Source organism: Rhodococcus sp. FG69 (assembly GCF_057808915.1).
In genome coordinates this window covers 65,141-87,757 of the sequence record NZ_JBMDIX010000010.1, presented here as the reverse complement: position 1 = coordinate 87,757, position 22,617 = coordinate 65,141, and the positions used below count along the sequence as shown (strand labels likewise).

The 22,617-nt window shown below is 64.9% G+C and carries 23 protein-coding genes; 12 read left to right on the top strand and 11 right to left on the bottom strand.

The annotated features are described in order from the left end of the window. The first annotated feature begins 81 nt into the window (after positions 1 to 81). Both ACODSO_RS10145 and ACODSO_RS10140 read left to right on the top strand, forming a co-directional pair. Complete coding sequence (locus ACODSO_RS10145; RefSeq protein ID WP_489036822.1) at positions 82 to 417, top strand: bifunctional 3-phenylpropionate/cinnamic acid dioxygenase ferredoxin subunit; 336 nt, start codon at positions 82 to 84, stop codon at positions 415 to 417. Then, positions 414 to 1,562 (top strand): NAD(P)/FAD-dependent oxidoreductase, encoded by a 1,149-nt coding sequence (locus ACODSO_RS10140; RefSeq protein ID WP_489036821.1) that lies wholly within the window; start codon positions 414 to 416, stop codon positions 1,560 to 1,562. Before ACODSO_RS10145 ends, ACODSO_RS10140 begins: the two co-directional genes overlap by 4 nt. 14 nt (positions 1,563 to 1,576) lie before the next feature. Here ACODSO_RS10140 and ACODSO_RS10135 read toward each other — a convergent pair whose 3' ends face one another. Beyond that, positions 1,577 to 2,134 carry a helix-turn-helix domain-containing protein gene (locus ACODSO_RS10135; protein WP_489036820.1) on the bottom strand — a complete coding sequence of 186 codons (558 nt, stop codon included), beginning with the start codon at positions 2,132 to 2,134 and terminating at the stop codon, positions 1,577 to 1,579. A 66-nt stretch (positions 2,135 to 2,200) separates the two neighbouring features. On the opposite strand from ACODSO_RS10135, the gene ACODSO_RS10130 reads away from it, so the two are divergent. Genes ACODSO_RS10130 through ACODSO_RS10120 form a run of 3 tightly spaced genes read left to right on the top strand, consistent with a single transcriptional unit; the run spans position 2,201 to position 3,680 of the window. Next, positions 2,201 to 2,884 (top strand): AzlC family ABC transporter permease, encoded by a 684-nt coding sequence (locus ACODSO_RS10130; protein WP_489036819.1) that lies wholly within the window; start codon positions 2,201 to 2,203, stop codon positions 2,882 to 2,884. After that, entirely contained in the window at positions 2,881 to 3,192 is a 312-nt protein-coding gene (locus ACODSO_RS10125; RefSeq protein ID WP_489036817.1) for an AzlD domain-containing protein, read from the top strand. The genes ACODSO_RS10130 and ACODSO_RS10125 overlap by 4 nt, the downstream gene beginning before the upstream one ends. Positions 3,193 to 3,200: 8 nt before the next feature. Then, on the top strand, positions 3,201 to 3,680 hold the full coding sequence (locus ACODSO_RS10120) for an SRPBCC domain-containing protein (protein ID WP_489036816.1): 480 nt from the start codon (positions 3,201 to 3,203) through the stop codon (positions 3,678 to 3,680). On the opposite strand, the gene ACODSO_RS10115 is transcribed toward ACODSO_RS10120, so the two are convergent. From ACODSO_RS10115 to ACODSO_RS10100, 4 genes are all read right to left on the bottom strand, one after another. Further along, a complete protein-coding gene (locus ACODSO_RS10115; RefSeq protein ID WP_489036815.1) occupies positions 3,656 to 4,117 on the bottom strand; it encodes a MarR family winged helix-turn-helix transcriptional regulator in 462 nt (153 codons plus the stop codon). The genes ACODSO_RS10120 and ACODSO_RS10115 overlap by 25 nt on opposite strands. Beyond that, a complete protein-coding gene (locus tag ACODSO_RS10110) occupies positions 4,114 to 4,716 on the bottom strand; it encodes a DJ-1/PfpI family protein (protein ID WP_489036814.1) in 603 nt (200 codons plus the stop codon). Before ACODSO_RS10110 ends, ACODSO_RS10115 begins: the two co-directional genes overlap by 4 nt. A gap of 64 nt (positions 4,717 to 4,780) precedes the next feature. Then, positions 4,781 to 5,734 carry an ABC transporter substrate-binding protein gene (locus tag ACODSO_RS10105; RefSeq protein WP_489036813.1) on the bottom strand — a complete coding sequence of 318 codons (954 nt, stop codon included), beginning with the start codon at positions 5,732 to 5,734 and terminating at the stop codon, positions 4,781 to 4,783. Positions 5,735 to 5,745: 11 nt separating this feature from the next. After that, on the bottom strand, positions 5,746 to 6,747 hold the full coding sequence (locus ACODSO_RS10100; RefSeq protein WP_489036812.1) for an ABC transporter substrate-binding protein: 1,002 nt from the start codon (positions 6,745 to 6,747) through the stop codon (positions 5,746 to 5,748). Positions 6,748 to 6,930: 183 nt separating this feature from the next. Between ACODSO_RS10100 and ACODSO_RS10095 the strand changes: the two genes are divergently transcribed. Together ACODSO_RS10095 and ACODSO_RS10090 are read left to right on the top strand one after the other, a co-directional pair. Next, positions 6,931 to 8,535, top strand: a complete 1,605-nt coding sequence (locus tag ACODSO_RS10095; protein WP_489036810.1) for an ABC transporter transmembrane domain-containing protein — start codon at positions 6,931 to 6,933, stop codon at positions 8,533 to 8,535. Beyond that, positions 8,532 to 10,301, top strand: coding sequence for an ABC transporter ATP-binding protein (locus ACODSO_RS10090; RefSeq protein ID WP_489036808.1), 1,770 nt, complete (start codon positions 8,532 to 8,534; stop codon positions 10,299 to 10,301). The genes ACODSO_RS10095 and ACODSO_RS10090 overlap by 4 nt, the downstream gene beginning before the upstream one ends. Here ACODSO_RS10090 and ACODSO_RS10085 read toward each other — a convergent pair. Then, positions 10,285 to 11,109 (bottom strand): helix-turn-helix domain-containing protein, encoded by an 825-nt coding sequence (locus ACODSO_RS10085; RefSeq protein WP_489036807.1) that lies wholly within the window; start codon positions 11,107 to 11,109, stop codon positions 10,285 to 10,287. The two genes, ACODSO_RS10090 and ACODSO_RS10085, sit on opposite strands and share 17 nt — an antisense overlap. A 94-nt stretch (positions 11,110 to 11,203) precedes the next feature. On the opposite strand from ACODSO_RS10085, the gene ACODSO_RS10080 reads away from it, so the two are divergent. Beyond that, complete coding sequence (locus tag ACODSO_RS10080; protein ID WP_489036806.1) at positions 11,204 to 12,220, top strand: Rieske (2Fe-2S) protein; 1,017 nt, start codon at positions 11,204 to 11,206, stop codon at positions 12,218 to 12,220. Between the two features lie 131 nt (positions 12,221 to 12,351). On the opposite strand, the gene ACODSO_RS10075 is transcribed toward ACODSO_RS10080, so the two are convergent. The 5 genes from ACODSO_RS10075 to ACODSO_RS10055 are packed head-to-tail and all read right to left on the bottom strand — an operon-like array spanning position 12,352 to position 17,204. Then, positions 12,352 to 13,851 carry a hydroxysqualene dehydroxylase gene (locus tag ACODSO_RS10075; protein ID WP_489036804.1) on the bottom strand — a complete coding sequence of 500 codons (1,500 nt, stop codon included), beginning with the start codon at positions 13,849 to 13,851 and terminating at the stop codon, positions 12,352 to 12,354. Further along, a complete protein-coding gene (locus ACODSO_RS10070) occupies positions 13,848 to 14,588 on the bottom strand; it encodes a class I SAM-dependent methyltransferase (protein ID WP_489036802.1) in 741 nt (246 codons plus the stop codon). The genes ACODSO_RS10075 and ACODSO_RS10070 overlap by 4 nt, the downstream gene beginning before the upstream one ends. Further along, positions 14,585 to 14,818 (bottom strand): RNA-binding S4 domain-containing protein, encoded by a 234-nt coding sequence (locus ACODSO_RS10065; RefSeq protein ID WP_489036801.1) that lies wholly within the window; start codon positions 14,816 to 14,818, stop codon positions 14,585 to 14,587. The genes ACODSO_RS10070 and ACODSO_RS10065 overlap by 4 nt, the downstream gene beginning before the upstream one ends. A gap of 14 nt (positions 14,819 to 14,832) precedes the next feature. Next, complete coding sequence (locus tag ACODSO_RS10060; protein ID WP_489036800.1) at positions 14,833 to 17,025, bottom strand: heavy metal translocating P-type ATPase; 2,193 nt, start codon at positions 17,023 to 17,025, stop codon at positions 14,833 to 14,835. Beyond that, positions 17,022 to 17,204 carry a hypothetical protein gene (locus ACODSO_RS10055; RefSeq protein WP_489036799.1) on the bottom strand — a complete coding sequence of 61 codons (183 nt, stop codon included), beginning with the start codon at positions 17,202 to 17,204 and terminating at the stop codon, positions 17,022 to 17,024. Before ACODSO_RS10055 ends, ACODSO_RS10060 begins: the two co-directional genes overlap by 4 nt. A 214-nt stretch (positions 17,205 to 17,418) precedes the next feature. On the opposite strand from ACODSO_RS10055, the gene ACODSO_RS10050 reads away from it, so the two are divergent. The 4 genes from ACODSO_RS10050 (at position 17,419) to ACODSO_RS10035 (ending at position 22,579) form a co-directional block, all read left to right on the top strand. Continuing rightward, a complete protein-coding gene (locus ACODSO_RS10050) occupies positions 17,419 to 19,101 on the top strand; it encodes a cutinase family protein (RefSeq protein WP_489036798.1) in 1,683 nt (560 codons plus the stop codon). Between the two features lie 69 nt (positions 19,102 to 19,170). Further along, the gene (locus ACODSO_RS10045; protein WP_489036797.1) at positions 19,171 to 19,581 is read left to right on the top strand and encodes a VOC family protein; all 411 of its coding nucleotides are present in this window, start codon (positions 19,171 to 19,173) and stop codon (positions 19,579 to 19,581) included. 77 nt (positions 19,582 to 19,658) lie between these two features. Then, entirely contained in the window at positions 19,659 to 22,061 is a 2,403-nt protein-coding gene (locus ACODSO_RS10040; protein ID WP_489036796.1) for an ATP-binding cassette domain-containing protein, read from the top strand. Positions 22,062 to 22,069: 8 nt separating this feature from the next. Continuing rightward, a complete protein-coding gene (locus ACODSO_RS10035) occupies positions 22,070 to 22,579 on the top strand; it encodes an alpha/beta hydrolase (protein WP_489036795.1) in 510 nt (169 codons plus the stop codon). Positions 22,580 to 22,617 lie beyond the last annotated feature (38 nt).

Below are 22,617 nucleotides of genomic sequence, written 5' to 3'. Positions count from 1 at the left end.
CCACCGCTGCAACGGAGGGCCTCCATGCTGTGAGTCGAGAGAAGATCCACCACCGACGCCGCATTCGACTGCGAGGCCACCATGACCGCGACGTTCCCCACCCCCACACTCCTCGACGCCGGGCGAGTCGACGACCTCCCCGAGGGCGAAGCACTCCGCATCACGCCGCAGGGAACTGCCCCCATCGCGATCTTCAACGTCGAGGGTGAGTACTTCGCGATCGACGACACCTGCACCCACCAGGACGCATCTCTGTCCGAGGGATGGGTCGAGCACTGCGCCGTCGAATGCCCACTTCATACCGCGTGCTTCGACCTTCGCACGGGAGCCGCACTAGGTGCTCCGGCCAAGATCCCCGTTCGAACCCATGCTGTGCACGTCGAGGACGGTGTCATCCGCGTCGCGGTCTCCCCGTGAGGTCCGTGACGATCGTCGGCGCGTCGCTCGCCGGCCTGTCGTCCGCGCGCGCACTACGTGAGCAGGGTTTCGACGGCCGCATCACGATGATCGGCGACGAGATTCACCGTCCGTACGACCGACCTCCGCTGTCCAAGCAGTTCCTCAAAGGCATCGACGACGGTATGTCCCTCGAGACCGAGGAGGACTCCGCGCTCGAGTTGGACTATCGGTTGGGGAACGCAGCGGTGGGGCTGGATCCGTCGGGCCGGGCAGTTCTGCTGGCCGACGGCACCGAAGTGCTTTCCGACGCCGTGGTGGTGGCCACCGGGGCGTCGGCCATCCGCTTGGCCGGGTCCGCAGACGGCGTACACGTGCTGCGTTCACTCGACGATGCGTTGGCGTTGCGCGCGGAGTTGACTCCCGGCGCCCGGGTCGTAGTCGTCGGCGCAGGGTTCATCGGTAGCGAAGTAGCCTCCACCGCAGTCGAACTGGGATGCGACGTCACCGTCGTCGAGGCGTCCGCCTCGCCGCTGGAACGGGTGTTCGGGACACAGATCGGCGCACTCGTCGCGGCCTGGCACAACCGCGGCGGCGCCCACTTGATCACCGGGGTGACCGTGTCCGGGTTCGCGACGTCGAGCGGACGCGTCACCGCCGTCGAACTACGGGACGGGCGGTTGCTGCCGGCCGATGTCGTGGTGGTCGGCGTCGGTTCTCGGCCCAACACTCGGTGGCTCGACGGCAGCGGGATCGAACTGTCCGGTGGCGTCGTCACCGACAAGCGAGGGGTGACCTCGATTCCAGGCGTCGTAGCTGTCGGCGATTGCGCGGCCGTCCGGGATCCTACGACCGGTGGCACGATCCGCGACGAACACTGGACGGCAGCGGCGACGAGGCCATCGGTGGCTATGAAAGCGCTGCTGGGGTCAGGAGTGGAAACGTTCTCCGGGGTTCCGTATGTGTGGTCCGATCAGTACCAGTCGCGCATCCAGTTCGCGGGTCACCACGGTCTCGACTGCTCGGCCGACATCGTCGAGGGGGATCCGGAGCTGGGTCCGTTCGTGGCGGTCTATCGGAGGGACGGGCATCCGGTGGCCGTGCTCGCCGTGTCGTCCCCACGGTCGTTCGGAAAGTGGCGTCGGCAGCTGGTCGCCCGGGATTAGTGGGGGCTCCGCCCCTACACATGCTCCGACACCAGCACCGCCGCAGTGTTCGGATCCAGCGCCTCGAAGGTGTGCGGGAGGTCCCCCGGGTAGCTGATGTAGTCCCCCGGGTGCAGTTCGACGGGTTCGTCGGTCGGCCCGACCAGTGCGCGGCCTGCGGACAGAACCACGTGCTCGACAACGCCGGGCGAATGCGGATCTGCCCTTCTCGGCTCCCCCACCTGCGCGTTGATGAGGTAGATGTCTCGACGCGCATTCGGTGGACACGACGCCAATAGAGTCGCGACGTAGTCCGCGGTGTCCGAGGCGATTCCGGGACCCTCACCGGCGCGAATCAACTGAACTCGAGGCTTGGCCGGCTCGACCAGGTGAGCGAACGGCACATCGAGCGTCACGCTCAACGCCCACAGGGTCTCCACACTGGGGTTCCCGGTGCCGGCTTCGAGCTGCGACAACGTCGACTTGGCGATTCCCGCTCGGCGAGCGACCTCCGCCAGGGAGAGCCCGACACGCTTGCGCTCACGCTGCAGCGAGGCCGCAATCGCAGCGATAGGAGCACTGGGCTGAGTCATGAGTCCACTCTATCGGTCGATCGTTCGCCTTGACGAACGACCAGTGTTTCGTTCATTATTACGTCCATGCGTTCGATCTGGCGAACACCGCCCTCGTCTCTGTCTCGCGACATCGCGCTCGTCTGTCTCGCCGACGGTCTCGTCGGTGCGTCGTTCGGCGCTATTGCGGTGAGTGCGGGCTTGCCGATCTGGGTTCCCGTCGCCATGTCGGTGTTCGTGTTCGCCGGTGCAGCACAGTTCATTCTCGTAGGAGTGCTTGCCGCAGGCGGTAATCCACTGGCTGCGGTAGCCAGCGCGTTGCTGGTCAACACTCGACTCGTTCCACTCGGCTTCTCCATCAGCGACACGTTCGACGGCACGTCCTGGCCCCGCAAGCTCCTCGGATCACACCTGATCACCGACGAAGCCGTGGCGTTCACAGCGATGGAAGGCGAGCGCACCCGGCGGCGCGCGGCGTTCTGGTTGTGCGGAATCGGACTGTTCGTGGCCTGGAACTTCGGCGTGCTGATCGGCTCCGTTCTCGGCGGCCAGATCACCGACACTGCCGCCCTCGGACTCGACGCCGCGTTCCCCGCCGTGCTGATCGCCCTTGTCATGCCCGCCCTGCGCGACGCTCTCACCAGGAACGCCGCGTTGATCGGCGCGGCGATCGCAGTGGCCGCAGCGCTCGTCCTCCCACCGGGCCTCCCGGTCCTGCTCGCGCTTCTCGGAGTGATACCGGCCTACGTCGCAACGAAGGTGAACGCATGAATCTCGTCCTCCCCATTGTCGCTCTCGCCGTGGGCACGATGGCTTTTCGAGTTGCCGGCCCGCTGCTCCGAACCCGGACTGCCCTCTCGCCCCGCGTCGAGCAACTCGCGTCCATCGGTGTCGCCGTCATCTTCGTTGCCCTGGTCGCCACGTCCGCGCTCGTCGTCGACAACGGCTTCGCAGGGTTCGCGTGCCCCGCCGGAGTCCTCGTCGCAGCGGTGCTCGCATGGAAGAAGGCGCCGTTCGTGGTAATCGTCGTTGCCGCTGCCGGGGTAACGGCTGCGCTTCGGTTCGCCGGAGTTGCATAATGCACCCCATGAGCCCAACTCCGAGCGGCAGTCTTCGCACCACCGACACCGGTATCGACCTCGAGATCACCAGAGTTATCGCCGCAACCCGCGAGGACGTGTGGGCCAGCCTCACCGAATCCGACCGCACCGCGCTGTGGTTCGGTCCGTGGGAACGGGTTTCCGACAATGACATTCGGACTCGGATGGTCTTCGAGGAAGGCTCACCGTGGATGGACATGCACGTCGAGGCCTGTGAGTCGCCGCGCCGGTTGGCCGTGACCTCCGATGGCTGGGATTTGGAGGCAGTGCTCGCCGAAGACGGAGACCGCACTACCGTCACTTTGATCCAGCACATGCGCGACGCCGAAGGGCTGGGCGAGATCGGACCCGGGTGGGAGTACTACCTCGACATGCTGATCGCGTCCCGGGACGGCCTCACGTTGCCGAACTTCGACGACTACTACCCCTCCCAGCAGGAGTACTACTCGTCACTCTTGCCTCGGTAGCGCCTCGACGCGGCGATGATCCTCTGCATACCCTCGAGCACCCTAAGAATTTCGTCCTCACCCACCTCGTTGCCCACAGCATCGGCATAGGCATGCTGATTCTTCCGCAGCTTCGCGAGCGTGTCATGTCCTTCCGGCGTGGGTTGCACCAGCTTGGCGCGGGCGTGGTTCGGATTCTCGACGTACTCCGCCCAACCCTTCTCGACGAGAATGTCCGCGGTCCGCTGCACACTCTGCCGGGCAAGGCCGAGTCCTACTCGACGCGCGATCTCGGCCACCGGTATCGGCTCGTCGAGCGTCGCACCGAGCACCTGCCACCACGCGGGTGTCAGACCGGCAGGTTCGGCGATATCCTTTGCTGCCGCGAGGAATTCACCGTTGAGCTCGAAGGCGGGCAGGACGATGGACGTCAAGGCATCCCCGGCAGGCGTTCTCATTGGGCGCCTTGCAGTTGCTCGTAGTACTTCTTCTCACCTGTGGTGTACAGCCCGTACCAGGCATCGATGATGGGCTGCGGGAAGAGCTCGAGGATCTCGAACAGCGCCTTCGCGAATTCGAGTGGCGCCGTTCCCGGTGCGGTGACGAGATTGCCGCCCACGACAGTTCGCTCGTCTCGATATAGCTCGCTACCTGTGTATTCGTCTGCCGCAGCAAGGAATTCGGGAGCGTTGCTCGTATGCGGGATGGAATTGAGCGCACCGACACGAGCCAGCCCCAGCGTCGCACCGCAGATGGCGCCGACGGGAACGCCCTTCGCGAGTAGATCCACGGCGAGATCGAGAACCTTCGCATGACCCTGCCCCCACGAGGCGCCGCCCGGAAGAACCAGAGCCGCTACATCGGTCAGATCCGCGAGATCACCGTCGGGCAGGATCCGTATGCCACCGAGAGTGGTCACCGGACCCCCGCCGTCGGACAGAACCTGAAGTCGATACCGATCCGAACCCTGCTCCCGCGCCATCGCAATCCCGGCCACGATGTAGCTGTACTCCCAATCGGCCATGGTGTCCGTTGCGTAGAGCGCGATGGTCTTCATAGCTACCTCCGTGGTTGACAGTGTGCTGTCAGTCTAGAAATTTGACAGCACACTGTCAATACGGTCAGGTCATCGCCGAATAGAGGGCATCCCAGCCCTTGGCCACGTACGACACCGTGTACATCGACCCGTAGTACGTCGAACCGCCGAGGGTGGTGACGTTCCCCGCCTGCACCGCGGGAAGCCGTTGCCACAGCGTGCTCGCCGACAGCGCTTCGAATTCCGCACTGCCCGGTTCGTCCGTCACCATGAACCCGTCGACGCCCGAGAGCACGTCGACTTTCTCGATGGCAATTCCGCCCTCCCCGTCGAGCCCATCCATCGACGGCGTCATCCCGCCGATGTCGGTCAACGTCATGTCCGACGGTTTGTCGCCGGTCTTCGAACTTCGAATACTGCTGACGTACAGCATGTTCGTGTCGGGCAGGAACGACACACTCGCGACGACCCTCGACGCGATCTTCGCCGCGTGACGTGCTCTGATGTCCTCGACGAGCCCGTCGTAGTCGAGAATCAACTTGTCCATCGTGGCTGAGCGACCGAGCCAGCCAGCCAGGTTGTCGAGGTTGGTACGCCACGTCTCGTCGAATTCGGTGGTCAGGACCGGCGCGATGGACGACAGTTCGCTCACGGGCCACCACTCACTGTCGCTGTTGAGGCAGATGATGAGATCCGGTTCGAGTCCCAGAATCTGCTCGCGATTCGGAATCTCCGTCAGGTACTTCGCGTCAGGTCCCACCGGCACCCACGGAGTCGCCGGGGCGTAGTTGTATCCGATCACAGGAAGCTCCAGTGCGACTGCAGGTTCCAAGTCGAGCCGTGAATCGATCGCGACGACACGCTTGGGTTCGACTGGAATGTCGTATGTGCCGAGCGGGGTGGTGACCGTCTTGGTGGCGACGTCTGCAGACCCTGTGCTCCCGGTACTGCAACTTGCGAGAAACGTCGCAATCCCGACGGCGCCGATGCCGATGCCGAAGTTGCGGCGGGAGATCTCCATGTCGATCGCGGTGCTCATTACCCGCCTTTCTAGGACAACAGTGCTGTTGCAGTTCTGATTTCGGATATGAAGTTGGTAGCGGTGACGACGAAACCCTGATTGAACCGACCGTCGACAACGTGCACTCGACCCTCTTGGACAAACGGAAGCAACGTCCAGGTCGGCCCGAAATCGGGCGCCTGGCCACTACCGTCGTTGACCTGCAGAATCATCAGGTCGATGTCCTGCAGTCGGTCGAAGTTCTCCGGGGCCAGTTCGAGCCCGCCGTCGACTGTCGGGTCGAAGTTCGGTACGACAAGCCCTGCATCCATCGCAGTGCTGACCTGTATTCCGTTGTGTTGAACACCGAGGAACCCGTTGCCCGCAGCGGCAATGGCGACTCTCTTTCCACTCAGAGTGTCACCGAGGTCGGTCCGGATCGAGGCAAGCGCGCGGTTGTACTCGCTGAACAACTCCGGCCCGACGCCCGGTCGACCGAGGGTGGCGAGCTGAGCGGTCAAGTCCTCACGCCAACCGATGAAATTGTCGGAAATGGGAGCCACGGGCGCGATCTGACGAAGCCGGTCGTTGCCGTACCAGTCGACCTGGTACCCGTAGCTCGGGACGAGAATCAGATCCGGTTCCAGACTCAGCAGTTGCTCGTAGTCGACATCGGTGCCATCCCCGAGTCCGAGGCGTGGCAACTCGTTCGGCACCAACGAACCGAACTGTGCACCGACGGGTTCGTCGGGAAGGAACGAGGCACCGCTGGCCACCATCGGGTAGCCGGCGAGTAGACCGAACTCGAGGTCGGCTCGCCCCTGGATCGAGACGACGCGCTGCGGATCGCGCGGAACGTCGACCGTGTCGGCACTGTAGGCGAACGGGAAGGCATCGGATAGTTCGGCCGCGGACCTGGCCTCGTCGGTCGAGCACGCGGCTAGGGCTGCGCCGAGACCCGCTGCGGCCAGACCGAAGCCGAATCGTCGACGATTCAGGTTGCCGACGATCGCAGTAAAGGCAGCGTCGTACGGGGCCGAGGTTGTGGTCATGGTTCCGTCTCCAATCCTTGCGCACCCGATGTAGGCAAGCCTCACCTGACTCTACCGGCTGCGGTGCCGCGAACAGTGTTCGATCCGGCCAACCGATACACCTATCCGGCCATGGCTCGAACGCCATACGATCTGGCCGAAGTCGGCCTCTCGCAGGAGATGTCCGAGCCATACGGTCATGGGGTGACTACCTCATCGGCGACGACGACGTCCGTCATCCGCTCCGCGATCACGTCCGACGGACGCGGCACACGTCTGTTCGGAGCCTCGGTCGGATTCACAGGCCATCAGATAGGCGAGGCGCTGGTCCCCGTCGTCATCGGCGCCGTCATCGACCGCGCCGTCGCCACGGGCGACTCGGCAGCTCTCGGCCGATGGTTGCTCGTACTCGGACTCGTCTTCACCGGGCTGCTACTGAGCTGGCGAGTAGGCGCGCGCCTCTGCGCATCGGTGATGGAATACAGCGCGCATTCGCTGCGGATGTCCGTCGCCCGCCTGGCATTGGATCCCACCGGCGCCGCTGGACGACGCATGCCCGGCGAGTTGTATTCGATCGCGACGTCGGATGCTGCCGGCGTCGCGAATTTCGCCCGCACCATCTCCACCAAACTCGCTGCAGTGTTCGGCGTATGCACAGCTGCCACTGCGCTGTTCGTCATCTCCGTTCCACTCGGCCTACTCGTCGTGTTCGGCACACCGCCCGTTCTCGCGATCATGCTCGCGCTCGGGCGCCCGCTCGAACGCCGTCGAGAACAAGATCAGCATCAGGCTGCACTGGCGGGCGCCCTGGCCACCGATCTCCTGACCGGCCTTCGTGTTCTCGGCGGCATCGGCGGAGAGGTCAATGCGCAGAAGCGCTATGCCAGCGCCAGCCGGGTCTCCCTCGATGCGACGATGCGTGCCGAGCGCTACCAAGTTCTCTATTCGGCGCTCAACGTCCTGATGACGCGGGGCTTCCTTGCCGTCATCGCCTTCGTCGGAGCCACCTTCGCCGTGCGCGGGTCCATCACCGTCGGCGAATTCATCGCCGTCGTCGGTCTTGCCCAATTCCTCAGCGGGCCGCTGATCGACATCGTCTACTTCGGCGAAGGTCTCGCATGGGCCCGGGCGTCGGGTGGGCGGATCGCGGCATTCATGAACAGTGGCACGGCTGAGCGCGCCCCAGGACACTCAACCGTGCCACTGGGGCCGACGGCCCTCGACATCGGAACGCAACCTCCCATCGCAGTCAGGCGCGGTGACATCGTCGGAGTCCGCACCTCGAACCCCGCCCAATCCGCCGAGCTGATGGACCGACTCTCCGGTCGGAAGCCCGCTGGTGGCAGCATCTTTCTCGACGGAATCGATATCGACGCACTCGCCCTCGACGAGCTTCGCCGCGTCGTACTGGCCGTCCCACACGAGAGCGTGCTGTTCGTCGGCTCGGTGCGTGACAACCTTCCCGGCAGCGACTGCACAGTCATTGCAACGGCAATAGCCGCCAGCGCTGCCGACGACGTGGTCGCGACACTCCCTCACGGCCTCGATACACACGTCACCGAGGACGGGCTTTCGCTGTCCGGTGGTCAGCGTCAGCGGCTCGCACTGGCGCGAGCTATCGCAACCGACCCCGAAGTCCTCGTTCTGCACGATCCGACCACAGCCGTCGACTCGGTGACAGAAGCATCCATCGCCGACGGACTCGCCGCGGTGCGACGCGACCGTCTCACCCTGATCATCACGTCCTCGCCTGCTCTCCTTGCTGTCTGCGACTCCGTGGTGACTCTGACCGCTGGCGCCTTCGAATGACTACCGAGCTACTCCCGACCGCCGACTGGCGCTATACCCGACGCGCGGCGTTCGCGCTTCTGCGGACCCGCAAGTACGGGGCGGCAGGGGCCTCGCTGGCGCTCGTGGCGACGACCGTCGTCGGACTTGCCACCCCGGCCATGCTCGGCCTCATGGTCGATGTGGTCACCGAGGGCGGTGACGCCATGCAGCGCAACATCACCGTGCTGACCATGCTGCTGGTTGCGATCGCGGTAGGTCAATCCGTGCTCGGTGCAGCCAGCGACTTCCTGATCGCAAAGGTAGGAGAGGGAACGGTTGCCGACCTCCGAGAACAGGTCATGCACCGCAGTCTCGAACTCCCGCAGAGTGTGCTGGAGCGGTCCGGCCGTGGCGACATCGTGTCCCGGGTGACCAGCGATGTCAGGCTCGTGACGCGCGCAGTCAGTAGCGCGGTTCCAGCATTCGCCGGCGCCGGACTGACGATCGTTCTGACGGTGGTGACTCTCGGCAGTCTGGATTGGAGGTTCGCTGTGGCTGCCCTCGTCGCGGCACCGATCCAGATTCGCGCACTGCAGTGGTACCTGAAGAAGTCCGAACCGGTCTACAGGCGGGAACGCGAGGCCGAGGGTGAGCGCGCTCAGCAGATGCTCGACTCGCTGAGCAATACCGACACCGTGTTCGCATTCCAGCTGAGCACGACGCATCTTGCGCGGATCGAGGAACGATCGCTTGCCGCAGTATCACTGTCACTGTTGGCAACTCGACTACGCACGCGCTTCGTCGGCAGACTGAACCTCGCCGAGTTTCTCGGGCTTTCCGCGGTGCTCGCAGTCGCGTTCGTGCTCGTTGGACGGGGCACCATCTCTCTCGGAGCGGCCACCGCGGCGGCGCTGTACTTCTTTCGCCTGTTCGACCCTATCGGAGCAGCTTTGGGTACGTTCGACGAATTGCAGGAGGGCGGCATCGCGTTGGCGCGACTCGTCGGGGTCACCCAGATTCCACTGCCGCTGGAGCCGGTGAATGCTCGCACTCCGATCGATAGCTCGATCACGTTCGACAACGTCACTTTTCGATACAGTGGCTCGCCGAAGTCTGCACTCGAGAACGTATCCTTGTCGATTCCGGATGGCACCCATGTCGCTGTCGTCGGCGCAAGCGGCGCTGGCAAATCGACTCTTGCGAGGCTCATTTCGGGCGTGCATGTTCCCGATGCGGGGCGGATCGACATCGGGGGCGTCGACCGTCGAGCAATCGGCCGAGACGCCACTCGATCAATCGCGCTCGTCACGCAGGAGCTGCACGTGTTCGCCGGCACTATTCGTCAGGATCTACACCTGGTGGATCCGAACGCCGACGACTCCCGGTTGCACGAAGTCCTGGAGATCGCGGGCGCGCTCGACTGGGTCGGTGCCCTGCCCGACGGGCTCGACACGACGGTCGGCTCCGGCGGTCGGGCACTGACTTCGACTGCTGCTCAACAGCTTGCGCTCGCTCGGGTTGCGCTGCTCGATCCCGCAATAGTGATCCTCGACGAGGCGACAGCGGAGGCGGGCAGCGCAGGTGCCCAAGAACTGGACGACGCTGCGGCACGTGTGGCGGTCGGACGCACCACGTTGACGATCGCCCATCGGCTCTCACAGGCCGAGCAGTCGGATGTCGTAGTCGTGATGGACGACGGCAAGATCGTCGAACAGGGGCCCCACGACGCCCTGCTCGAGCGCGGCGGGAACTATGCCGCACTGTGGGATGCGTGGTCGGCCAGCCGAGTCATGCAGAGTCGGTGAGCGACCAGTCCGGGTCGGCCAGATCCGGCACAACCGCGAAGTAGCTCGCCGGCGTGCGACCGGTGACCCGGCGAAAGACCGCGACGAATGCGCTCGGAGCGTCGTAGCCGACGCGCCTGCTCACCACCGCGACGGGCACACCGGCAGCGAGGTACGTCATCGCGGCTCGCACCCGCACGTGAATTCGATACTGCGCGAACGACATTCCAGTACCCTGCGCGAACACCCTGGTGAGCGTTCGGACGCTACCGCCGACGGACTGCGCCCATTCGCCCAGACTGCGCGGGTCGGCCGGATTCGCGACGAGTGCGCGGGCGATGACGAGGGCACGGGGATCCTCGGGCATGGGTATGTCGATAGCCACCACGTCGAGCGGCGTCAAGGTGTCGAAGACGACCCTCTCGGCGCGCAGTCGAGCATCCTCCGGCATATCGCGTCGGTGCAGATGCAGGATCACTTCACGCAGGACTCCGCTGACGGCCAGGAAGCCCGTGTCCTTCCAAGAGTGCGGGAACACTTCGGGACGGAAGTAGGTCGCATGGAACTCGGTGCTCGGCCCAGCCGTCACCTCATGCATAGAACGCGCGGGGATCCACAGCCCTACTGTCGGGGGCACCGACCAACGGACCCCGTCGACCACCGCACGGAGGTCGCCCGTTGCACCCCACAGCAGGCAATGCTCCTCGTGGGAATGCGATCCGTAGGTGCGGGCGTCGTCGCGGCGTATCGGCGATGTCGTCATCGAGAACGGAAGCGGTACGAGTCTACCCATCGGCACGTCTCGCGACGGGAAGCAGGCTGCGGTCATTCCGGCAGCATACCTGCAAGAATTAGGCAATCCTTACTGCATCGAAGCCTCCTGTTCACGGGCGCCCCAGCCGCTCGTTCCGCATACTGGAGGCATGGTCGCACTCGACGCACTCCGTAACCGGTGGCCCAAGAACCTACCGCTGCAGCCGCTGCCCTCCGAAGCGTGGGCGAAGCAAGAGCCCACCTGGAAGGGCGCCAACCCCCAAGTCATCGAATCTGCCCTCAAACGGGCGAAGACCAGACCGTCGGGAAACTGGTTCGTCTTCGCCGCGAGCCGCGACATCGGCACCAAAGAACCGTTCGGCCGCAGCATCGGCACCACCGAGCTCGTGGCGTGGCGCGACGAGACCGGCGGCATCCACATCGCCCCCGGCGCGTGCCCACACCTTGGCGCACCCCTGGACAAGGCAAAGATCGAGTGCGACACCCTGATCTGCCTATGGCACGGCATGCCGCTCGGGCCGAAAGGTCGTCCAGGGTGGCGGCCTCTACCGGCATTCGACGACGGCATCCTGGTGTGGGTGCGTCTCGACGAACTCGGCGGTGAGGAGCCGACGCCCGTGCCCGTGGTCCCGATCAGACCGCCGTCGTCGACGAGCGTGGACGCAGTAGTCACCCTGACCGGCATCTGCGAGCCCGACGACGTCGTCGCCAATCGCCTCGATCCGTGGCACGGCGCCTGGTTCCATCCGTATTCGTTCGCGAGGTTGAAGGTCATCGAGGCGCCGACGGACATCGATGTCCCAGACGAGGACGACCGGTTCCTCGTCGACGTCACGTTCCGCGTCAGCCGCGGAATCGGTGTACCGGTGCGCGCCGAATTCGTGTGCCCCGGTCCACGAACCATCGTGATGCGGATTCTTGAAGGCGAGGGCGCGGGAAGCGTCGTCGAGACGCACGCGACACCCCTGGCTCCCGGTCCCGATGGCAAGCCACGCACCGCGGTCATCGAAGCAACGGTCGCCAGCTCGGACCGCCCGGGGTTCAAGATGGCACGCAAGATTGCGCCGCTGCTACGCCCCGCGATGGGCTGGACGGCCGCGCGGTTGTGGAAGGACGACCTCGACTACGCGGAGCGTCGGTACGACTTGCGGTCGAGGGGTCTGTAGCGCCGGCCGGGTCGACCCGGGCAGGGGACCTAGCACCCTTTTTGCCGAGCAAGCACACGCGCTCGGAGGCTAGCAGGGGTGCTAGGTCAGCAAAAACAGTGCTAGCTCCCCTCGATGGGCCCCGGGCCCGGTCAGGCCTTCTGCAACCCGGCCGTCCACGAGTCGATCTTGTCGAACATCCGGAACCGCCCCTTGACGGGGACTGTCACGATGTCGTGCCCGGCGACTCCCCAGCTCGCGAGCAGGGTGTTGGCCGCGTGCAGACCTGTCGTCGCGGCGCGCTCCATCAGTGCCACCGGCAGATCGATGCGGATCCCGTCGCCCGCGAGGACCAAGCCAGGCTCGGGGGTCCGCACAGTGGGCCGACGAGCAAAATGGCCGAGCCCGAACATCGGGCAGTCGTCCCGCCACTCGGAGCGCGAGGAGACAATCGCAGCCGACTCGGTTTCCGGATAGATCTCGTGCATCCGCGCGATCAGTTGCTCGCGCGTGACTTCCTCGGAATCGGATGCCGCGTAGGCGTGCAGTTCGACGACCGATCCGCCGGTGCGGGCGGCCCATTCGGCAGCCTCGTCCTCGAATCGTTCGAGAATGCTGATGTTGTCGATGGGCGGCATTCCGCCGGTTCCGATGAACGCCGGCCGATCAGCGTTCACAGGCTTGTCGAGCCAGACGCGATGCACGAGGAAAGGAGGCGTGTTCTCCAACGCTGCGACGTCGCTACGCCACTCGTCGGTCCCCAGGTTCCCGGCCAGCGTGCGAAGCCCACCGACGTCGGTCGCGAGGACGACCGCGTCGAATTTCTCCCCGTCGACGGTGAACCCACGCTCGATCTTCTCGACCGTCACGCCGGTCCGGATCTCGACGCCGAGCCCGGACAGATACTCCCCCAACGGATCCCACAATGTCTGGGGATAGGGGCCGGTCGGAACATCGAAGACGAGGCCTTCGGAGGAGCCGAGGAAGTAGATGTGGAACATCATCGCCAGCTCGGCCGCCGACATCTTTTCCGGATCGGCGAAGAAGCTGCGCGAGAACACCCCGAACGCGAGATGTCGGGCGGCTTCGGGGAAGTTGATGCGACGCAGGAACTCGGCGGCAGAGACCTCGTCGAGCTTGTCGAACGTCTCGGGCACACTGACCGTCATCAACGGCAGCGCCGCCAAGCCGCTCAGGTTGCCGAGATCGCGCCACTTGAATGTCGGACTTCGCTTGACGAACGCAAACGCATTCAACGGCGGCGTCGGCGGCAGTCCCTTGAATCCGTCGACTCGGCCGTCACCGTCGATCAGCGGGTAGTCCTCGACCGCATGCAGTCGCGTCAGGCCAGGATCACTGCGCTCCAACAGGTTCCGCAGGTTGTAGTACTGCCGGAAGAATGCGTGGAAGCCGCGGCTCATCGTGACCGGGGAGCCGTCGTCCAACGTCGTCGACCATCCGCCGACGCGTCCACCCAGATACGCTTCTCGTTCCAGAACCACCACGGACACTCCACGCTCTGCCAGAGCTGTTGCCGCGCTGAGTCCGGCGATGCCGCCGCCGACCACGGCGACCCGCGGAACCTCGGACAGCGACTCCGCGGACGAGTATCCGGGAGAAGCCGTATGCACTACTCGCCGACGGTCACTCATGTCATCTCCTCCGGCCGCGCCCCCAGGAACGTGTGTACGACGCCGTTCTGCCAACCTGTCATGGTTTCGTTGCTGACGCCGGTGAATCCGGCTCGCTGCATCCTGCGCGAATACTCGCGGACGCCGTCGAAGCTGGCCACGCTGCGCCACAGGTGCTTGTAGAGAGTGAGGTCGCGGGTGGCTGCGTAGCCGAGCGGAATGATGATGGCCCAGCACACGAGCGTCCAGACGATCCTGGCACGAAGTGACTCTTTGACCGAGTACTCGTGGAACGCAATGGACGACCCCGGCTTCAACAGAGAGAGCAACGACTTCAGCTCGGTGTCCGGATCGTCCACGTTCCTGATCAGGTACGCCGCGAGAATGCCGTCGAACGGGCCGTCGACGCCATTGTCACGGAGGTCCTCGACGCGAGAGTGCACGAACGTCACGTTGGACGGCCACTTCTTACCGCGCGCGACCTCGAGCATTTCCGCCGACGCGTCCGCCGCGACGATCTCCGCGTGCGGCGCGGCCTTCAACAGCGCTGCCGTCGATGCACCTGTGCCACAACCGATGTCGAGCAGTCGCAGACCGTCACCGAGCCCGGGAAGCCGCAGGCGCTCCGCCGACTTGGCGAGATGCTCGTGGTAGCCGGGGTTGGCTCCGACGAGACGGTCGTAGGACGTGGCATCCTGGTCGAACGCGCTGGGCACCTGAGCCCTCGGCAGCCCGCTCCTGCCGACAGTTCCGCTCACAGGGCCGGCTCCTTGGCGACGCGAGCGGCGGGACCATTCTCGATCGAGACGACGTCACCCTGATGTAATTGTCGCCCGCGTCTGATGTCGACCTCACCGTTGACGCTGACGAGGCCGTCGGCGATGAAGCTCTTCGCCTCCGCACCGGACTCGATGAGGTTTGCCAGCTTCAAGAATTGCCCGAGCCGAATCGACTCGTCGCGGATCGGTATGTCCTCTGCGTCAGCCATACCTCCATCTTGACCTATGCGGCAGCGAACCGCCGCAAACGCAGACTGTTGGTCACCACGAACACCGAGGAGAACGCCATCGCTGCACCCGCCAACATCGGATTGAGCAGGCCCGCAGCAGCGAGCGGGATAGCGGCGACGTTGTAGGCGAACGCCCAGAACAGGTTGCCCTTGATCGTCGTCAGCGTCTTTCGCGAGAGTCTGATCGCGTCGCCGACGGCCCGAAGGTCACCTCGTACGAGGGTCAGGTCGCTTGCCTCGATGGCGACGTCGGTGCCGGTTCCCATCGACAATCCCAGGTCGGCAGTGGCCAATGCCGCGGCATCGTTGACGCCGTCGCCGACCATCGCCACCACCTTGCCCTCGGCCTGCAACCGCTCGATCACCTCGACCTTGCCCTGCGGGAGGACCCCGGCGACGACCTCGTCGATACCGACGTCGGCGGCGATCTTCTTCGCAGCCGCTTCGTTGTCCCCGGTCAACATCACCGGAGTGAGGCCGAGCGCGCGCAATTCGGCGATTGCCTGCTTCGACGTCGGCTTGACGGCGTCTGCGACGACAAGCACGCCGCGAGCCTTTCCGTCCCACGCGATGGCGACTGCGGTACGACCGTCGCGTTCGGCGTCGGCCATGGCCTGGGACAGTTCGGCCGGAAGCGGCGAGGACCAATCGGCCAGCAGCGTCGCACGTCCGAGGACCACGGCCCGACCGTCGACGATCCCGGTGACGCCGAGCCCCGCCTGGTTGGCAAATTCTTCGACGCCGGGGACCGCTGCCTTGTCCGTAGCCGCCCTGGTGATCGCCCGAGCGATCGGATGCTCGGATCCGGACTCGAGTGCACCTGCCAGCGCGAGAACCTCGTCGGAATCCTCACCGTCCGTGGCATGGACTGCCAGCAGCGTCATCTCGCCGGTGGTGACCGTGCCGGTCTTGTCGAGAACGACGGTGTCGATGCGCCGCGTCGACTCGAGAATTTCGGGTCCCTTGATGAGGATGCCGAGTTGAGCAGCGCGGCCGGTGCCGACCATCAGCGCAGTCGGGGTCGCCAAACCGAGTGCACACGGGCACGCGATGATGAGAACCGCCACTGCCGCGGTGAATGCCGCGGCAACAGATCCGCCTGTGCCGAGCCAGAACCCGAGGGTCGCGACGGCAATGGCGATGACGATCGGGACGAATACGCCCGAAATGCGATCGGCCAGCTTCTGTGCCTGCGCTTTACCTGTCTGCGCGTCCTCGACGAGCTTCGCCATCTGCGCGAGCTGGGTGTCGGAACCGATCCGGGTGGCCTTCACGACGAGCCGTCCGCCCACGTTGACCGTCGCCCCGACGACCGAATCCCCCTCGCCGACCTCCACCGGTACGGATTCGCCGGTCAGCATCGAGGCGTCGACTGCCGACGCACCCGATTCGACGACACCGTCCGTCGCGATCTTCTCACCGGGACGGACGACGAAGATGTCACCGACCGCGAGTTCCCCGACGGGTATCTGCTGCTCGACGCCACCGCGCATCACTGCGACGTCCTTGGCGCCCATGTCGAGCAGGGCGCGCAGCGCAGCTCCCGCCCGACGCTTCGACCGCTGCTCGAAGTAGCGGCCGGCCAGGATGAATGTCGTGACCCCTGCTGCCGCCTCGAGATAGATGTTGGCGGATCCGTCCATCCGGGCGATCGTGAGTTCGAACGGGTGCTTCATGCCGGGGGTCCCAGCGGTGCCGAAGAACAGTGCGTAGAGCGACCAACCGAGCGCAGCGAGTGTGCCCATGGAGACAAGGGTGTCCATTGTCGACGTGCCGTGGCGGAGGTTGGTCCACGCGGCTTGATGGAACGGCCATGCGCCCCACACCACGACCGGCGCAGCGAGCGTCAGCGACAACCACTGCCAGTTGGTGAACTGCAGCGCCGGGATCATTGCCATCGCGATCACCGGAATCGAGAGCGTCGCCGACACCAACAGGCGCTGCTTCATCGGGTCCGTCTCAGGTTCGGGTTCGGGCTCTTCCGCCGGGAGCGTGGCCGTGTAGCCCGCCGATTCGACAGCCTTGATCAGATCCTCGGTCGGGATGCCGTCGGACGTCACCCGCGCCTTCTCGGTGGCGTAGTTGACCGTCGCGGTCACGCCGTCGAGCTTGTTCAGTGTGCGTTCGATCCGGTTGGCGCACGACGCGCACGTCATACCGCCCAGGATCAGTTCCGTCTCGGTCATCGGTGCCCTACCTCCGCATGCTCGACCTGCGCATGCTCATGACTCGCAGGCGCTTCCACGCCCACAGGTCCGACCGCAGTACCGATCGCATAGGCAAGAAAGAACACCGCTGTAATTCCGAGCACGAAGCCCGCGAGCTTGATCGTCGTCGTCACGTTCTGCACCCCTCTTCTCGTCACTCTGTCTACCATACCCCCCTAGGGTATCGGCGTCTCGATCCGGTCTCGGTCGACGAATTCGGCTCTCTCGAATGTGTAACGCGCGGCGTTCCTGCGGCGAATCCCAAGTAACCCACCGCACGGTGTCGGTGCCGGGAATGCGTGTGTGCAGCCCGGAACCACCCGAAACGCAAGCTCGAAATCGCAACGGGAAACGACTGATTGGGATGGTCCATTGTCTTCACGCTTCACGACCCGCAGACCGGCGAACCGTCGACGACTCGCCACGAGTGCTGTCGCGTTCGTGTCCCTGGGAGCAATGGCCGTCGGCGCCGCCGTGCTGACGACCGACAAGCTGTCGACATCGGACGCCCAGGTCGAACTCGCATCGACTGCGACGTGCTACGACATGGTCAGTATCGCCGTCGGCGGACGCGGAGACTCACCTCGCACCGGTGAAACCAAGATGCTCACCACGCCCGACGGCAAGTCCCTCCCGGCTGCACTCGCCGACGACTTTCAGAGCGACTGGATCGATCAGATGGTCGGCGCTCCCGACGGCGCAGTCCAGGAAGGCTCCTACGCCGCGGTGTACATCGAGTACCCCGCCGACATGGCGAGCTACGAGGATTCCGTCGACACCGGCGTCGAGAACACCAAGTCGGTCATGAACGCCATTGCCGCCTCGTGCCCCGATACCCGCTTCGCAATCGTCGGCTACAGCGAAGGCGCGGACGTCACCCGCCGTGCAGCGATGGAAATCGGCAACCAGACACCCGAGAACGGCCGGTACGGAATCGTCGACCCCAACAACGTCGTCGGCGTCGTGATTCTCGCCGACGCCGGACGCACCGATGGTGAAGGTCCGTTCCCTGGTTCGGAATCCGGAACCAACCCCGACGGATTCGACACGAAATATCAGAACGGGACCGGTGGACCCAACGGGGCGGGCGCGCTGCCGTCCACCTCGGGAAGCTTCGGTGCGCTCGACGGCAAAGTCGCCTCGTTCTGCTCGCAGAACGACCTGACCTGCGCGATGCCCCAGAACACGTCACTGCTGCATCTCGCAGCGAACGTGGGACGCCAACTGGACGTCGACGCCATCCAGCGCGACAACACCCTCACGCCAGCGACGGGCGCCGACCTGGCTATGGTCCTGGGCCGCATCGCCGTTGCAGCGTTCGCCGACATCAGCAGCCAGGACAACTGGCTCGCCGGTGACGAGACGTTCCTCGAAGTGTTGATCAAGGTGTCCGAGCCCGGCTACACGCCGGCCGACCCGACCACCAAGGTTGCCGCCAAGACCGACGACAACGGTGAGCCGCTTCCCGCGGAAACGGCCGTCAACCTCGCGTACCTACCGTCGAAGGTCGCCAAGGAGATCATCGGATTCATCGGATCCAACACCGACACGGTTTCGGTCGTCATGAACGATCCGTACGGCCAGACCCTCGAACCGGGAACGGGCGCCCACTTCGACTACTGGCGCGACTCCGACGCATCCAATGGCAAGCCCCTCACCTCGGCCCAGTACGCAGCGGCCTGGCTGACCCAGCTCGCCAAGGACGCCGAGGCCGGCAAGCCGATCAAGTCCAAGGAGGTACAGGAAGAGGCGCGCATCGTGGTGCTGTCCGAGACCACGACGGCCACCACCACGACGGCCAGCACTACGACCGCGACGGCAGCCCCGACCACCACGGCGAGCGTCGCAGTCCAGCCAGGCGCCGTGGTACCGATCGCCCCGGTCGTCCCTTTCGATCCGGCACTCCCGGTCGATCCGGCACTCCCGGTCGACGGTCAGCTGCCCGTACAGGATCCCGCCGCAGCGTCGGTCGCCGTGACCCCGGGGGCCGCCGCCTCGGTCGCGCCGAACACGGCAGCAGTCCCGACCACGACGACGATCACGCCCACTCGGTAGCAGCCAGCCCTCGGGTTCGATCAGGAATCGAGAAGCGGGACCGGAGATGCGGCACTAGCGTTCTCGGGCATGGACATCACAATTCACTCCTCGTTTCTCCCCCACGACGACGCGGACGCCGCATTGGCGTTCTACCGTGACCTGCTCGGGTTCGAGGTACGCCTCGACGTCGGGTACGACGGCATGCGCTGGATCACCGTCGGACCAGCTGGCCAGCCGGACACTTCCATCGTCCTGACGCCTCCCGCCGTCGATCCAGGGATCACCGACGACGAGCGCCGCACGATCCTGGAGATGATGGCGAAAGGCACCTACGCGGGCCTTCTACTCGCGACGCCCGACCTGGACGTCACGTTCGACAAGCTCCAGGCAGCCGACGCCGACGTGGTCCAGGAGCCGACCGAGCAGCCGTACGGAGTGCGCGATTGCGCAGTTCGAGATCCGGCGGGCAACCTCCTCCGAATACAGGAAGTCCGTTGAGCTGACCGGGCTCCCGCGTCCTGGTTAGATCGACTTCGTTCGTAGAAGACCTCGCAGACTCGAGCACCGCCCACAAGATGGAGACAGACGAGATCATGGCCGCACGAACGTCGACCGCAGCACCCGAACCCCATGTTGCCGACAGCCACGATCTCATTCGGGTCAAGGGCGCACGGGTGAACAATCTTCAGGACATCAGCGTCGAGATCCCCAAGCGCAGGCTGACGGTCTTCACCGGGGTGTCCGGTTCGGGGAAGAGTTCACTGGTGTTCTCGACGATCGCCGCCGAGTCACAACGCATGATCAACGAGACGTACAGCGCCTTCGTCCAAGGGTTCATGCCAAGCCTCGCCCGGCCCGACGTCGACCTTCTCGACGGTCTGACCACCGCCATCATCGTCGATCAGCAGCGGATGGGCGCCAATCCGCACTCCACCGTCGGGACCGCCACCGATGTCAATGCGATGCTTCGCATCCTGTTCAGTCGGATCGGTAAGCCGTATATCGGTACTGCACAGGCATTTTCGTTCAATGTCGCATCGGCATCCGGTGCAGGCGCCGTGACGGTGAACAAGGGTGGTCGGGAAAGCAAAGAGAAGCGCACGTTCAGCGTCACCGGCGGAATGTGCCTGCGATGCGAGGGCAGAGGTTCGGTCAGCGACATCGATCTGACGGCGCTGTACGACGACAGCAAGTCACTCAACGACAGCGCCATCACGATCCCGGGTTACAGCATGGAGGGCTGGTACGGCCGAATCTTCCGCAGCTGCGGCTACTTCGACCCCGACAAGCCGATCGCGAAGTTCACCAAGCGTGAACTGAACGACCTGCTCTACCGCGAAGCGACGAAGATCAAGGTCGAGGGCATCAACCTGACCTACCTCGGATTGGTTCCGCAGATCCAGAAGTCGTTCCTGTCCAAGGATGTCGATGCGATGCAGCCGCACATCAGGGCGTTCGTCGAACGCGCGGTCACGTTCGACATCTGTCCGGACTGCGATGGCACGCGCCTCAACGACGGGGCTCGATCGTCGAAGATCAAGGGAATCAACATCGCCGACGCCTGTGCCATGCAGATCAGTGATCTCGCGACCTGGATCAGTGGCCTGAAGGAGCCTTCGGTGGCCCCGTTGCTGGAGTCGCTGTCGGAGACGTTGGACTCGTTCGTGCAGATCGGTCTGGGCTATCTCTCGCTCGAACGGCCCGCAGGCACGCTGTCCGGCGGCGAGGCGCAGCGCACGAAAATGATTCGGCACCTGGGTAGTTCGCTGACCGACGTCACCTACGTGTTCGACGAGCCGACCACTGGCCTGCACCCGCACGACATCGAGAACATGAACGACCTGCTTCTGCAGTTGCGCGACAAAGGCAACACCGTCCTCGTCGTCGAACACAAACCCGAGACCATCGTCATCGCGGACCACATCGTCGACCTCGGTCCCGGCGCGGGGACCAACGGCGGAAACGTATGTTTCGAAGGTACCGTCGACGGCCTGCGTTCGAGTGACACCATCACCGGACATCACTTCGACGACCGGGCCGCGGTGAAGGATTCGGTGCGCGAGTACACCGAGGTCGTCGAGATTCGCGGAGCCGACACGCACAACCTGAAGAACGTCGACGTCGACGTCCCGCTCGGCGTGCTCGTCGTGGTGACCGGTGTCGCCGGGTCCGGTAAGAGCTCACTGATCCATGGCTCACTCTCCGGCCTCGACGACGTCGTCGCGATCGACCAGGGCGCGATACGCGGATCACGCCGCAGTAATCCGGCAACGTACACGGGGCTGCTCGAACCGATTCGCAAGGCGTTCGCCAAGGAGAACGGCGTCAAACCCGCTCTGTTCAGCGCCAATTCGGAGGGCGCCTGCCCGACATGCAACGGCAACGGCGTCATCTACAGCGATCTGGCCATGATGGCCGGCGTCGCCATCCCCTGCGAGGAATGCGAAGGCAAGCGCTTCCAGGCCGCGGTACTGGACTACCACCTCGGCGGCAAGGACATCAGCGAGGTACTGGCGATGTCCGCAGCTCAGGCCGAGGAGTTCTTTCGCGACGGTGATGCGAAACTTCCTGCAGCACACAAGATTCTGACCAGACTGGTCGACGTCGGACTCGGCTACATCAAGATCGGGCAGCCGTTGACGACTCTGTCCGGCGGTGAACGGCAGCGCCTCAAACTGGCAACCCACATGGGCGACAAGGGCGGCATCTACGTCCTCGACGAGCCGACGACGGGCTTGCACCTCGCCGACGTCGAGCAACTCCTGGGGCTGCTGGACAGGCTTGTCGACTCGGGCAAGTCCGTCATCGTGATCGAGCACCACCAGGCCGTCATGGCGCACGCCGATTGGATCATCGACATCGGCCCAGGCGCAGGTCACGACGGTGGCCGGATCGTGTTCGAGGGGACGCCTGCCGATCTGATCGCCGCAGGATCCACCGTCACCGGCGAACACCTGGCCGCGTACGTAGGGAGGTAGCGAGCGCAATGGCTCGGCTGATGTTCTTTCACGGCGCCGGCGGATATGTCGAAGATCGCGTGTTGGCCGACGGACTGTCCGAGGCACTCGGTGCTGCTCTGACGATGCCACAGCTCCCCGACGAGGACATGTCGTACGAGGCGTGGGCGGGGCCAGTCCGGTCGTACATTCGCGAACTGGACCCGGAGGATATTGTCGTCGCGCACTCCTTCGGGGCGTCGATTCTGCTGCGTGTGCTGGCGGAGACGACGTGGGATGTCCCGGCGAGAGCAACGTTGCTGGCGATGCCCGACTGGGGCCCGGACGGCTGGGCCGTGGCCGACTACGCGTTCCTCGGGCCCGAGCCCGAGGTGGCTCTGACGCTGCACCATTGCCGGGACGACGAGATAGTCGACTTCGCCCACCTATCGCTGCACGCAGCGCGGCTACCGTCCGCTCGGCTCGTCGAGCACCCGGCCGGTGGGCACCAATTCGACGGCTTGGTCGGTGCAATCGCAGCTGACGTCGGCGGACAGTAGAGGGTGCGCCACTCCCCGGCGTGCTGATTTCGTATCGG